Source organism: Pseudonocardia sulfidoxydans NBRC 16205 (assembly GCF_007989085.1).
Lineage (GTDB): Bacteria > Actinomycetota > Actinomycetes > Mycobacteriales > Pseudonocardiaceae > Pseudonocardia > Pseudonocardia sulfidoxydans.
On record NZ_BJVJ01000049.1, the window covers coordinates 35,594 to 48,547 of the forward strand.

The 12,954-nt window shown below is 72.9% G+C and carries 9 protein-coding genes; 6 read left to right on the forward strand and 3 right to left on the reverse strand.

Annotated features, from left to right (window positions below; all coding sequences use genetic code 11):
* The first annotated feature begins 84 nt into the window (after window positions 1–84).
* From egtA to PSU4_RS21060, 5 genes are all read left to right on the forward strand, one after another.
* A complete protein-coding gene (gene egtA / locus PSU4_RS21040; protein WP_246115253.1) occupies window positions 85–1,476 on the forward strand; it encodes an ergothioneine biosynthesis glutamate--cysteine ligase EgtA in 1,392 nt (463 codons plus the stop codon).
* The gene (gene egtB, locus PSU4_RS21045; protein WP_186817093.1) at window positions 1,473–2,828 is read left to right on the forward strand and encodes an ergothioneine biosynthesis protein EgtB; all 1,356 of its coding nucleotides are present in this window, start codon (window positions 1,473–1,475) and stop codon (window positions 2,826–2,828) included. The genes egtA and egtB overlap by 4 nt, the downstream gene beginning before the upstream one ends.
* Window positions 2,829–2,832: 4 nt before the next feature.
* Entirely contained in the window at window positions 2,833–3,657 is an 825-nt protein-coding gene (gene egtC, locus PSU4_RS21050) for an ergothioneine biosynthesis protein EgtC (protein ID WP_147111139.1), read from the forward strand.
* Window positions 3,654–4,625 carry an L-histidine N(alpha)-methyltransferase gene (gene egtD / locus PSU4_RS21055; RefSeq protein ID WP_147111142.1) on the forward strand — a complete coding sequence of 324 codons (972 nt, stop codon included), beginning with the start codon at window positions 3,654–3,656 and terminating at the stop codon, window positions 4,623–4,625. Before egtC ends, egtD begins: the two co-directional genes overlap by 4 nt.
* 136 nt (window positions 4,626–4,761) lie before the next feature.
* Window positions 4,762–5,223, forward strand: coding sequence for a cupin domain-containing protein (locus PSU4_RS21060; protein ID WP_147111145.1), 462 nt, complete (start codon window positions 4,762–4,764; stop codon window positions 5,221–5,223).
* A 257-nt stretch (window positions 5,224–5,480) separates the two neighbouring features.
* Here the strand turns inward: PSU4_RS21060 and PSU4_RS21065 are convergent, their stop codons facing one another.
* Entirely contained in the window at window positions 5,481–6,914 is a 1,434-nt protein-coding gene (locus PSU4_RS21065; RefSeq protein ID WP_147111148.1) for an amidase, read from the reverse strand.
* A 112-nt stretch (window positions 6,915–7,026) separates the two neighbouring features.
* Here PSU4_RS21065 and PSU4_RS21070 point away from each other — a divergent pair, with 112 nt between their 5' ends.
* The gene (locus PSU4_RS21070) at window positions 7,027–7,971 is read left to right on the forward strand and encodes a response regulator transcription factor (RefSeq protein ID WP_147111151.1); all 945 of its coding nucleotides are present in this window, start codon (window positions 7,027–7,029) and stop codon (window positions 7,969–7,971) included.
* Window positions 7,972–8,447: 476 nt separating this feature from the next.
* Here the strand turns inward: PSU4_RS21070 and PSU4_RS21075 are convergent, their stop codons facing one another.
* On the reverse strand, window positions 8,448–11,249 hold the full coding sequence (locus tag PSU4_RS21075; protein ID WP_147111176.1) for an aconitate hydratase: 2,802 nt from the start codon (window positions 11,247–11,249) through the stop codon (window positions 8,448–8,450).
* A 215-nt stretch (window positions 11,250–11,464) separates the two neighbouring features.
* A partial coding sequence (locus tag PSU4_RS31930; protein ID WP_222596358.1) for a hypothetical protein occupies window positions 11,465–12,954 on the reverse strand: 1,490 nt, incomplete at its 5' end.

A 12,954-nucleotide genomic window follows, 5' to 3' on the forward strand; every position in this document is an offset into this window, starting at 1 on the left:
CCTGCCGGACGTGTCCCGGCAACCTGATGGCCGCTCCCGGATCGTCGGCGAATGTCGGTCCCCGCGAGTACCGTTTTCCGGGTGATGCAGGAGACGGGTGTCGCCGAGCCGATGGCCGGCCCCTCCCAGGCACGGGTGCAGCAGCTGCGCAGCCTGTCCGAGGCGGAGGCCTACGTGGCGTCGGTGTGTTTCAAGCACGGTCCGCCGCGGCTGCTCGGGGTCGAGCTCGAATGGCTCGTCCACGCCGGCGCCTCACCGGGCGCACCTCCGAACAGGGCCACGCTCGCCGCGGCGCTCGGCCCGCACGCCCCCACGACGCTCGTCCCGTCGTCCCCGGCACAGCCGCTCCCGCACGGTTCCACCGTGACGGTCGAGCCCGGAGGCCAGGTCGAGCTGGCCAGCCCACCCCTCGCCGATCTCGGATCGCTCATCGGCGCCGTCTCGGCCGATGCGGCGGAGCTCCACCGCCGCCTCGCCGCCCACGCCCTCACGGTCCAGCCACGCGCCACCGATCCCCTCCGGCCGGCGACACGCATCCTCGATCTCCCGCGGTACGCGGCGATGGAGCGCGCGTTCGACCGCAACGGCCCCCACGGCCGCAGCGGCATGTGCTCCACCACCGCGGTCCAGGTGTGCCTCGACGTCGGCACCGCCGCCGACCTCCCGCTGCGCTGGGAGACGTTGCACGCCCTCGGTCCCGTCCTGCTCGCCGCATTCGCCAACTCGCCGGTACTGCACGGGCGACGCACGGGCTGGAAGTCCTCACGCATGGCGTGCTGGCTCTCGGCCGACCCGGCACGCACGTTCCCGCCCGCGCCGCTGTCGGCCGATCCGGAGGCCGACTGGGCGGCCCGCGTCCTGTCCACCCCGCTGCTGTGCGTCCGCCGCGACGACGGGCCGTGGGACGCGCCGCCGGGCGTCACGTTCGCTGACTGGATCGCCGGCGCGATGCCCACCCCACCGACGACGGCCGACCTCGACTACCACGTGTCGACCCTGTTCCCGCCGGTCAGGGCACACGGGCACCTCGAGGTCCGCTACGTCGACGGGCAGGCGGGCGACCGGTGGGCGCTGCCCATGGCGGTGCTCGTGGCGCTGCTCTCGCGCCGTGAGATCACCGAACAGGTGCGCGAGCTGACCCGGCCGGTGGCCGGACGCTGGATCGAGGCCGCCCGCTGCGGTCTGGAGGACGGGCCCCTCGCCGCGGCCGCCGCACCGGTGTTCGAGCTGGCGTGCTCCGCGCTGCGCACCCTCGACGTGCCCCCGACCGTGCAGGACGCCCTCGAGGACATGACGGCCCGGCAGGTCCGGCGGGGCCGGTGCCCGGCCGACGACCCGCTCGACGAGGAACGCCACGCCTGGCCCGTCGACCCCCAGGACGCCTGGGACGTGCTCGCCGACGCCCCACCGCTGGCCGAGGCCTGCCTGGGCAGGCCCACCCGCGTCGACCCCGGCCTGGAAGGACAACCGTCGTGACGATCGACCCCACCACCCTCGACGAGCAGGCCGTGCGCACCCGGGTGGCCGAGCTGCTCGACCGGTCCCGCGCCCGCAGCACCGCGCTGACCGACGCGGTCGACGACTCCGACCTCGTGGCCCAGCACTCGCCGTTGATGTCGCCGCTCGTGTGGGACCTCGCCCACATCGGCAGCCAGGAAGAGCTGTGGCTGGTGCGTGACGTCGGCGGTCGCGAACCGCTGCGCCCGGAGATCGACGGCCTCTACGACGCGTTCCAGCACAGCCGCGCCAGCCGTGTCGACCTGCCGCTGCTCACACCGCCGGAGGCCCGCAGCTACGTCGCCGAGGTACGCGACAAGGCGCTCGACGCGCTCGACCGGACCCCGCTGCGGGGGCGGCGCCTCGTCGACAACGCGTTCGCGTTCGGCATGATCGTGCAGCACGAACAGCAGCACGACGAGACGATGCTCGCCACCCACCAGCTGCGCGTCGGCGCGCCCGTCCTGCACGCCGCCCCGCCGCCCCCGGGCCTCGACCCGGTCCGGCTCGGCCCGCGCGAGGTCCTCGTCCCGGGCGGGCGGTTCGAGCAGGGCACCTCCGTCGAACCCTGGGCGCTCGACAACGAACGTCCCGCCCACCCGGTCGACCTGCCCGCGTTCGTCATCGACACCTACCCGGTCACGGGCGGCGAGTACGTCGCGTTCGTCGAGGCCGGCGGCTACGACGACCCACAGTGGTGGAGTGCGGCCGGCTGGGCGCACCGCGTCGAGGCCGGCCTGGTCGCGCCCCAGTTCTGGGAGCGCGACGCCTCCGGGACCTGGTGGCGGCGCCGGTTCGGCGTCGTCGAGCCCGTCCCCGCCGACGAGCCGGTCGTCCACGTCTGCTTCCACGAGGCCGCCGCCTACGCCGCATGGGCCGGCAAGCGGCTGCCCACCGAGGCCGAGTGGGAGAAAGCCGCTCGCCACGACCCCGCCACGGGCCGCTCCAGGCGCTACCCGTGGGGCGACGACGACCCGACCCCCGCCCACGCCAACCTCGGTCAGCGCCACCTGCAGCCCGCACCCGTCGGCGCCTACCCGGCAGGCGCGTCCGCCCACGGGGTGCACCAGCTCATGGGCGACGTCTGGGAGTGGTGCGACTCCGGCTTCCACTCCTACCCGGGGTTCGAGATGTTCCCGTACCCCGAGTACTCCGAGGTGTTCTTCGGCGGCGACTACAAGATCCTGCGCGGCGGCTCCTTCGGCACCGACCCCTCGGCGGTCCGGGCGACCTTCCGCAACTGGGACCACCCCGTCCGACGCCAGATCTTCTCCGGGTTCCGCTGCGCCCGCGACGCGACACCCGTCGAATCCGCCGCCGGGGGGCTGTGACGGCGTGTGCCGCCATCTCGCCCACCTCGGCCCACCGACGACGCTGTCCGCCCTGCTCACCGAGCCCTCCCACGCGCTGCTGCGGCAGTCGTGGGCGCCTGCGGACATGCGCGGCGGCGGCACCGTCAACGCCGACGGTTTCGGCGCCGGCTGGTACCCGGCGGCCGGGGCCGACCCCGTCCGCTACCGCAGCGACCGGCCCATGTGGTCCGACGCGTCGTTCGCGTCGCTCGCCGCGGCCACGTCGTCGGGCGCCGTGCTCGCCGCCGTCCGGTCGGCGACCGTCGGGATGCCCGTCGTGACCACGGCCGCCGCCCCCTTCGCCGAGGGGCGGTGGCTGTTCAGTCACAACGGGGTCGTCCGCGGCTGGCCGGGGTCGGTCACCGCGCTCGCCGGCCGCCTGCCCGTCGCCGACCTGCTCACCCTCGACGCCCCGACCGACTCCGCGACCCTGTGGGCACTCGTCCGGCACCGGCTGCGCGCCGGTGAGGAACCCGGCGCGGCGCTCGCCGCCGTCGTCACCGGCGTCGCCGCCGCCGCTCCCGGGTCCCGGCTGAACCTGCTGCTCACCGACGGCACCGCCATCTGGGCCACAGCCTGGGACCACGCCCTGTCGGTCCGCACACACCCCGACCGCGGCGCGGGGGCCGCCGTCACCGTCGTGTCCGAACCCTTCGACGACCGACCCGGCTGGGAACCGGTGCCCGACCGGCACCTCCTGCGCGCCACCCCCGGCCGGTACCAGCTCGACGCGCTCACGACCGTGGGCCGCGACAACGGCGACGGCGGCGCCCACGCCGTCGCCGGTGATCGGATGGGAATTCGATGAGTCTCGCCGCGCTCGACGTCCACCTCACCGAGTCCGACGCCTCGGCCGCGCTGCGCGCCGACGCCGCGGCGGGGCTGACGGCCGAGCCCAAGGTGCTGCCGCCCAAGTGGTTCTACGACGCCCGCGGCAGCGAGCTGTTCGAGCAGATCACGGAGCTGCCCGAGTACTACCCGACCCGCACCGAACGCGCCCTGCTCGCCGACAGCGTCGACGACATCGCCGCCGCCTCGGGCGCCGACACGATCGTCGAGCTCGGGTCGGGGTCGTCGACGAAGACGCGGCTGCTGCTCGACGCGTTCACCCGCGCGGGCACCCTGCGCAGCTACGTGCCGCAGGACGTCAGCGAGGCCGCCCTGCGCGGGGCCCTCGACACGCTGTCGGGCGAGTACCCCGACCTGGAGCTGCGCGGTGTCGTCGGCGACTTCACCCGCGACCTCGGCCGGCTGCCGCGCGGCGGCCGACGCATGATCGCGTTCCTCGGCGGCACGATCGGCAACCTGCTGCCCGCCGAGCGGGCGGCGTTCCTCGCCCACGTCCGGTCGGTGCTCGACCCGGGCGAGCAGTTGCTGCTGGGCACCGGGCTCGTCGTCGCCCCGGAGGTCGTCGTACCCGCCTACGACGACGCGGCGGGCGTCACCGCGGAGTTCAACCGCAACGTCCTGCACGTGCTCAACCGCGAGCTCGACGCCGACTTCGTGCCCGACGACTTCGCCCATGTCGCGGTCTGGGACGCCGAGAACGAGTGGATCGAGATGCGGCTGCGCGCGACCCGGACGATGACCGTGCACGTCCGGGCGCTCGACCTCGTCGTCGAGTTCGCGGCGGGGGAGGAGATGCGCACCGAGGTGTCGGCGAAGTTCCACCGCAACGGTGTCCGGGAGATGTACGCGGGCGCGGGGTTCGAGCTGACCCGCTGGTGGGCCGACCCCGACGACCGCTTCGGCCTGAGCCTGGCCACGGCGGTCTGATCCGCCGGGGGCCGGCTGCGCCGGTCCGACCTGCTGGAGGCCCGGCTGCGCCGGTTTGACCTGCTGGGGGCGGCTGCGCCGGTTTGACCTGCTGGAGCCGGCTGCGCCGGTCGGGGCCCGTGGCTAGGGTCGCGGCATGACCGCCCCCGACTGGCGCACCGCAGGCGTCCGCGTCGTCCCCGCCGACGCGCTCGACACCAACACCCCGCAGACCCCCGGCATGAACCGGGCCGCCGCGATCACGCACTCCCGCACGGGATCGCAGCGGCTGTGGGCGGGCACGGTGACGATCCATCCCGGCGCGCGGACCGGGGCGCACCACCACGGCGAGCTGGAGAGCGTGATCTACGTCGTGCGCGGGGTGGCGCGGATGCGCTGGGGTGCCGACCTGGAGTTCACCGCGGAGGGCGGTCCGGGCTCGTTCATCTTCGTGCCGCCCTTCGTGCCGCACCAGGAGATCAACGCCCTCGACGACGAGCCCCTGGAGTGCGTCCTGACCCGCAGCGGGCAGGAGCCGATCGTGGTGAACCTCGACATCGAGGGGGTCCCCGACCCACAGCGCGTGCCCTGGATCGACCCGGGCCACCCGGCGGGCTGACCGCGCCCGCCCGCGCCGAGATGCGCGGTGTTCCGGCCGATCGACAGCCCTCACGCGCATCTCGGCCGGCAGGGGTGGGGCCGAACAACCCGCGCGCAACCTCACTGCTCTGATCCGGCGCCGGAACAGCAGTGAGGTTGCGCGCGGGTTCGAGGCACGGCGTCCGGCCCCTCCTTCTGTCGCCGAATCATTGACACGACGCGGCCGCGTGGCGAGGGCCGGACCCCGCCACGCGCCGGCCCCGCCACGCACCGGGGTCACCCCGCGACGACCGGGGGACGGCGGTCGGCCCAGGGGAGGGCCCGCTCCAGGTCGGCGGCGATCGCGATCAGGGTGGCCTCGTCGGCGTAGGGGGCGACGAGCTGGACGCCGATCGGCCAGCCCTCCTCGGTGCTGCCCAGGGGCAGGCTGATCGCCGGGTTGCCGGTGACGTTCGACAGCGCGGTGAAGCCGGCGGTGCTGAAGATGTGGTCGTACCAGCCGCGGGCGTCGAGGGAGGCGTCGTCGGCGTTCAGGTACCCGGCGGCGGTGTTGGGCACGTTCATCGTCGGGGTGAGGACGAGGTCCCAGGTCTGGTGGAAGGACGCGACCGAGCGGCGGACCGTGTTGAACACCCGCTCGGCGGCGTAGATGTCGGCGGCGCGCAGGGTGCGCCCGAGCTCGGCGCAGGCGCGCGTCGTCGCCTCCAGGCTGTCGGGACCTGCCTCGATGCCCAGGGCGGCGCACATGGTGTCGATGCCGTCGGCGAGGAAGGAGCACCAGGCGACGAGGTTGGCGTCGTCGAACGCGGCGGCATCGACCGAGGGCGCCGCCCGCTCCACGACGTGCCCCAGTCCCTCGAGGGCGCGGCCGACGGACTCCACCGCGGCGACGCACCGCGGGTCCACCGACCCGTTGCCGGAGAACGGCTCGGTGTGCAGGGCGATCCGCAGCGGCCTGCTGCCGGCGCCGACCTCGTCGGCGTAGGGGCGCACGGGGCCGGGGAGCAGGTAGCGGTCGCCGGGCTCGCTGCCGTGGACGGCGTCGAGCAGGCCGGCGCAGTCGCGCACGGTCCGGGTGAGGGCGAACTCGATCCCGAGCCCGAGCAGCGGGTCGGCATAGTCCGGGCCGGGGGAGACGCGGCCCTGGCTGGGCTTGAGCCCGACGAGCCCGCAGGCGGCGGCGGGGATGCGGATGGAGCCGCCGCCGTCGTTGCCGTGGGCGACGGGCAGCGCCCGGGCCGCGACGAGCGCGGCGGACCCGCCGCTGGACCCGCCCGGACTGCGGTCGAGGTCCCAGGGGTTGCGCACCGACCCGGTCGCGACGGCCTCGGTGTTGGCGTTGAAACCGAGCTCCGGGGTCGCGGTGAGGCCGAGGGTCGCGAGCCCCGCGCGACGGAACCGTGCCATCAGCAGGGTGTCCTCCGGCATCGGCACCCCGGCGCCGAGCAGGCGGGTGCCCGAGCGGGTCGGCACGCCGGCCGCGTGGGCGATGAGGTCCTTGATCACGAACGGGACGCCGGCGAACGGACCGTCGGCGGCGTGGCCGAGGGGCCGCTCGAAGGGCCCGTCGACGAGCCCGTTCACCTTGGGCTGCACCGCCTCCATCGCGGCGACGGCGGTGCGGGCGACCTCGTCGGGATGCACCTGCCCGCTGCGGATCAGGGCGGCGAGGGCGGTCGCGTCCAGGTCGGCGTACTCGGTGAGCTCCATTGCTGTCCTCCGTCGGTGTCGGCGTGCTCCGTCGGCGGGGAAGCTAGATGCTGCGCGGACCCCCGGAATCGGTCGATTGACGGATGCGATCCGACGGGTAGCGTCTCGGGCCATGACCGCGCTGGGTGCGGCCCAGGACCTCCGGTCGTTCCTGCGGCGGAACGGCAGCCGGACCGCCGGGTCGGCGCTGGCCGTCGCGGAGGGGCTGCGGGCGATCGTGCCGTCGGACTGCCTGGCCCTGTCGGTGTGGGACCCGGTGCTGGGCCGCCACCGCGCGCTGGCGTCGTCCTACCCCGCGGTGCTGACGGGTTTCCTGGACGAGGACATGCACACCGATCCGCTGTTCGGCCTGGTCCGGACGACGGGCGCGCCGACGAGGGTCCGTGACCTGCCGGTGCAGCGCCGCCGCGGCGACATCTTCGAGCTGGTCATCCTGCCCAACGGTTTCCGCGACGGCGTGACGCAGTGTCTGTTCGCCGCGGACGGCCGCTACGTCGGCATGCTGAACGCGAGCACGCTCGACTCCCGCCATCCCGACGACGACACCGTCGCGTTGCTGGCGCTGCTGGGTCCCGACCTCGGCGCTGCCCTGGATCCGGTTCCGCCGCCGGAGCCGCTCACCGCCCGCTTGGGCGACGGCTCCACCGAGGGCATGCTCGTGGGGCCGGGAGGCCGGGTCGTCGCGCTGTCGGCGCGGCCGCGTCCTGAGCTGCTGGTCCCGCCGTCGGCGCTGCTGTCGGAGGTCGTGGGTCTGCGCCGGGCCGTGCGGAGGTTGTTCGTCCACGGCGACGCCGTCCACGAGATCGACGCGTACCCGACCGCGAGGGGCGTCGTGGTGCTGCACCGGGAGGTGCCGCCGCCGGCCGGGCTGACGATGCGCGAGCTGCAGGTGCTCGCGGCCATGGCCGGGGGAGCGAGCAACGCCGGGATCGCTGCCGCGCTGGGAGTCGGGGCGCGCACGGTCGGTACCCATGTCGAGCACGTGCTGGCGAAGACGGGCTGCCGGACCCGGGCGGAGGCCGCTGCCCGGGCAGCGGCGTGGGGCTTGCTGGTGTGACGCTTCTTCCGTAAACGACTCATTGACGCAACGCGCGGTGTCACGCCGGCTCGGTCCGTCTACAGGGACGTGGACAGGGAGGCTGCAGGCAGGTCCGCAGAGACGCCCCTGCAGGGGCGGAACCGGACGCCGCCGCCGACAGGGGAGTGCCACCCTCCCGAGGCTGAACGTGTGGCGGGCCGTCCGTCGGGCACCAGACCGCGCGCAACCTCACGGTCGTCCACAGGCCTCGGAACAGCGGTGAGGTTGCGCGCGAACCGTCGGCCGCAACCTCACGGTCGCCGTCGGCCCGGCATCGGACGGTGAGGTTGCGCGCCGCGTCGGGAGGAGCAGCCTCTCCATCCTTAGTAAACCAATCATTGACGCACCGAAAACGATCATGGTCGGCGAGACCCACCGACAACGGCACAACAACAGCAACGACGACGGGGGCGGCCCCCGCGAAGGGAGCCGCCCCCGTCAGGAGGTGCCGAGGATCAGTCGCGCAGCATGCCGCGCAGCACGTACTGGAGGATGCCGCCGTTGCGGTAGTAGTCCGCCTCGCCGGGGGTGTCGATGCGCACGACCGCGTCGAACTCCACCGTGTCGCCGGACGCCTTCGTCGCGGTCACGTGGACCGTGCGGGGGGTGGTGCCGGTGTTGAGCTCCTCGATGCCCGCGATGTCGAAGGTCTCGGTCCCGTCGAGGCCCAGCGACGAGGCCGTCTCACCCGCGGGGAACTGCAGCGGGATGACGCCCATGCCGATCAGGTTCGACCGGTGGATGCGCTCGAACGACTCGACGATGACGGCCTTGACGCCCAGGAGTGCGGTGCCCTTGGCCGCCCAGTCGCGCGAGGAACCGGAGCCGTACTCCTTGCCGCCCAGGACGACCAGCGGGGTGCCGGCGGCCGCGTAGTTCTGCGCGGCGTCGTAGATGAACGCCTGCGGCGCACCGTCGACGGTGAAGTCGCGCGTGTAGCCGCCGGAGACGTCGTCGAGCAGCTGGTTGCGCAGCCGGATGTTCGCGAAGGTGCCGCGGATCATCACCTCGTGGTTGCCGCGGCGCGAGCCGAAGGAGTTGTAGTCCTTCTTGTCGACGCCGTGTTCGTCGAGGTAGGTGGCGGCCGGGGTGCCCGGCTTGATGGAACCGGCGGGGGAGATGTGGTCGGTGGTGACCGAGTCGCCCAGCAGGGCCAGTACGCGGGCGCCGACGATGTCCTGCACCGGCGAGGGCTCGGGCTGCATGCCCTCGAAGTACGGGGGCTTGCGCACGTAGGTGGACTCGGCGTCCCAGTCGAACGTGCGGCCCTCGGGGGTGGGCAGCGAGCGCCAGCGCTCGTCGCCACGGAAGACGTCGGCGTAGCTCTTGACGAACATCTGCTGGTCGATGGCGTTGTCCATGACGGTGTTGACGTCGTCGGTGGACGGCCAGATGTCGCGCAGGAACACGTCGTTGCCGTCGCTGTCCTGGCCCAGCGGCTGGGTCTCGAAGTCGAAGTCCATGGTGCCGGCGAGGGCGTAGGCGACGACGAGGGGCGGCGAGGCGAGGTAGTTCATCTTGATGTCGGGGTTGATCCGGCCCTCGAAGTTCCGGTTGCCCGACAGCACGGAGACGACGGCGAGGTCGGCCTCGTTGACGGCGGCGGAGATCTCCTCGGGCAGCGGGCCCGAGTTGCCGATGCAGGTGGTGCAGCCGTAGCCGACGAGGTTGTAGCCGAGCTTGTCGAGGTAGGGCCAGAGGCCGGCCTTCTCGTAGTAGTCGGTGACGACCTGGGAGCCGGGGGCCATCGAGGTCTTGACCCACGGCTTGACCGTGAGGCCCTTCTCGACCGCGTTCTTGGCCAGCAGGGCCGCGCCCAGCATGACGCTGGGGTTGGACGTGTTGGTGCAGCTGGTGATCGAGGCGATGACGACGGCGCCGTGGTCGAGCACGAACTCGCCGCGCGAGTCGGACTTCACGGTGGTCGGCTTCGACGGGCGCCCGCCGCAGCCCTCCGCGGCGGAGAACACGACGGGGTCGGGTTCGTCGGAGCTGATGGCGGGTGCGTCGCTGGCCGGGAACGACTCGGCGCCGGCCTCGTCGAGCCCGGTGAGCTCGGTGGCGACGGCGTCGTCGGTGTAGTCGCAGACGGCCTGGCGGAACGCGGCCTTGGCCCCGGCCAGCTCGATGCGGTCCTGCGGGCGCTTGGGGCCGGAGATCGACGGGACGACCGTCGACAGGTCGAGCTCGATGGTCTCGGAGAAGGTCGGCTCGGCGGCCGGGTCCAGCCAGAGGCCCTGCTCCTTGGCGTAGGCCTCGACGAGCGCGATCTGCTCGGCGGAGCGGCCGGTGAGGGTGAGGTAGCGGATCGTCTCGTCGTCGATCGGGAAGATCGCGGCGGTGGAGCCGAACTCGGGGCTCATGTTGCCGATGGTGGCGCGGTTGGCCAGCGGGACCGCGGAGACGCCGGCGCCGTAGAACTCGACGAACTTGCCGACGACGCCCTGCTGGCGCAGCATCTGGGTGATCGTGAGGACGACGTCGGTGGCGGTGACGCCGGCGGGGATCTCGCCGGAGAGCTTGAAGCCCAGGACCTTGGGGATGAGCATCGAGACGGGCTGGCCGAGCATGGCGGCCTCGGCCTCGATGCCGCCGACGCCCCAGCCCAGCACGCCGAGGCCGTTGACCATGGTGGTGTGGGAGTCGGTGCCGACGAGGGTGTCGGGGTAGGCCTGGCCGTTGCGGGCCATGACCGTGCGGGCGAGGTGCTCGATGTTGACCTGGTGCACGATGCCGGTGCCGGGGGGGACGACCTTGAACTCGTCGAACGCGCCCTGGCCCCAGCGCAGGAACTGGTAGCGCTCCTGGTTGCGGCCGTACTCGAACTCGATGTTCTTCTCGAAGGCGTCGCTCGTGCCGAAGAAGTCGATCATCACCGAGTGGTCGATGACGAGCTCGGCGGGGGCGAGGGGGTTGACCTTCGCGGGGTCGCCGCCCATCTCGGTGACGGCCTCGCGCATGGTCGCGAGGTCGACGACGCAGGGGACGCCGGTGAAGTCCTGCATGATCACGCGGGCGGGGGTGAACTGGATCTCGGTGTCCGGGTCGGCTGCCGGGTCCCACGCGGCGATCGCGCGGATGTGGTCGGCCGTGACGTTGGCGCCGTCCTCGGTGCGCAGGAGGTTCTCGAGCAGCACCTTGAGGCTGTACGGGAGCTTCTCCGCGCCCTCGACGGCCGAGAGTCGGAAGATCTCGTAACTGTTCTCGCCGACGTCGAGCGTTCCCTTGGCTCCGAAGCTGTCGGTGCTGGCCACGATGGCTCTACCTCCTGGCGTGGTGGGCGCGGTTCGGCGCGTATCGGGCCCGTTCGTGGTGGTCGGCGGACCCCTCTGCTGTAAACAGTACGCCCGTCCTACATAGAGGTCGAGCGGGGCCACCCCCGACACACGACGGCGGGGCACGGGCAGTGTGCACCCGTGCCCCGCCGTCGGCAGGAGCGGCCGTCCCCTGGTGGGGGCGACGTGCTCGTCGGTCAGTTCCCGGCGAGCGCCATCAGGTCCTTGACGTCCTGCGCGTCGAGCACGCCGAGGATGTCGCCGTAGGCCTGGATCACCGTCTGGGACGGGCTGACGTACCAGGCGCCGCCCTCCTCGACGGTGAGCACCTTCACGTTCAGCACGGCCGTGACGAGCTTGGGCAGCACCCGCTGCACCGAGGCGGGCAGGCTGGTCGTCGACGACCCGCCGAACTGCTGCAGCAGGTCGGCGCTGCAGAACTTCTGCGACGAGCCCTGGACCTCGACGGTGAGGCAGTCGTTGTCGCGGGTGACCGTGATCTGCTGGCCACTGCCCTCGCTGATGACCAGCTTCTTGAGCTGCAGGGCCGTCGTGCCGCGCACGGTGCTCGACTCGGTCTCCAGCGACTGCACCTGCAGACCCGAGGGCCGGCCACGGCCGGCGGCGTCGATGATCGCCTGGCCCGCGTCGTGGACGACGGCCAGCTCCGTCGGCGGGGCCAGCTCGACGAGCCGGCGCGCGTTCTGGTCCATCAGCGCCTGCACCGTCTGCTTGAGCGCGTCCTCGGCGCTCGTGCCGCCGCGGGCGGCGATCGACGTGGCGGGCCACGGCGTCTTCTCCTGCTGCAGCGCGTAGTCCGCGACCGTGTAGAACAGGCTCACGTACCACTTGCCGTCGACGTTGACCGTGGCGATCCGGATCGGCTCGCCGTTCTTGCGGACCTCCTCGGCGATGTCGATGGTGTTCGTCTGCGCGCCGGGGACGCCGTTTTTGAAGACGCGGTTCTTGAAGTCGTCGGTGAACGGGATCTTCGCCGGGTCCTGGTTCAGCGTGATCGTGCCCGAGACCAGCTTGTTGATGACGACGTTGTCGCGCACCTTCTCCTGGGCGCCCTCGTCGAAGGTGAGGTCCTTGAACTCGACGGTCCCCAGCGACGACGTCGTGTCGGCGTCGGGCTTGAGGATCTCCAGGCGCTTGAGCTGGTCGCCGAGGACCTGGTTCATGTCGTTGGCCAGCGACAGCTCCGCGGGGTGGAGCGTCTTGACCGCGCCGAGGTAGTCGTCGTTCGCGAGGTCCTGCGCGAGCAGCGTGACGGCGTCGTTGGGGGTTCCGGCGCCGCGGTTGCCGAAGACGGTGAAGCCGACGACGACACCGGCCGCGATGACGACGACCGCGATGAGCGCGGTGACGATCGGCCAGCGCTTGCGCTTCGGCGGCTGGGGCGGGGGCCCGGCCGGGGGACCGAACGCGGGCGGCGGGGGCGGGGCGCCGGGGCCGTCGTGACCCCACTGCCCGGCCGGTGCGGGGGCGCCGGGGTATCCGCCGGGGTACTGCGCGGTCTGCGGCCCGCCCTGCCAGCCGCCCTGCGGCGGCTGCTGCGGGTAGCCGCCCTGCTGCGGGTAGCCGCCCTGTTGGGGGTAGCCGCCCTGCTGGGGATACCCGGCCTGCTGGGGGTTGGCCTGCTGCTGGTCCCACGCCTGCGCCGGCGGGGGAGGCCACTGCTGAC

What these genes read in the sequence shown, in the direction of transcription:
- PSU4_RS21065 (WP_147111148.1), bottom strand. Translation starts at nt 6,914, where the DNA reads ATGGAGCTCACCGAGTACGCCGACCTGGACGCGACCGCCCTCGCCGCC.
- egtD (WP_147111142.1), top strand. Translation starts at nt 3,654, where the DNA reads ATGAGTCTCGCCGCGCTCGACGTCCACCTCACCGAGTCCGACGCCTCG.
- PSU4_RS21060 (WP_147111145.1), top strand. Translation starts at nt 4,762, where the DNA reads ATGACCGCCCCCGACTGGCGCACCGCAGGCGTCCGCGTCGTCCCCGCC.
- PSU4_RS21070 (WP_147111151.1), top strand. Translation starts at nt 7,027, where the DNA reads ATGACCGCGCTGGGTGCGGCCCAGGACCTCCGGTCGTTCCTGCGGCGG.
- egtA (WP_246115253.1), top strand. Translation starts at nt 85, where the DNA reads ATGCAGGAGACGGGTGTCGCCGAGCCGATGGCCGGCCCCTCCCAGGCA.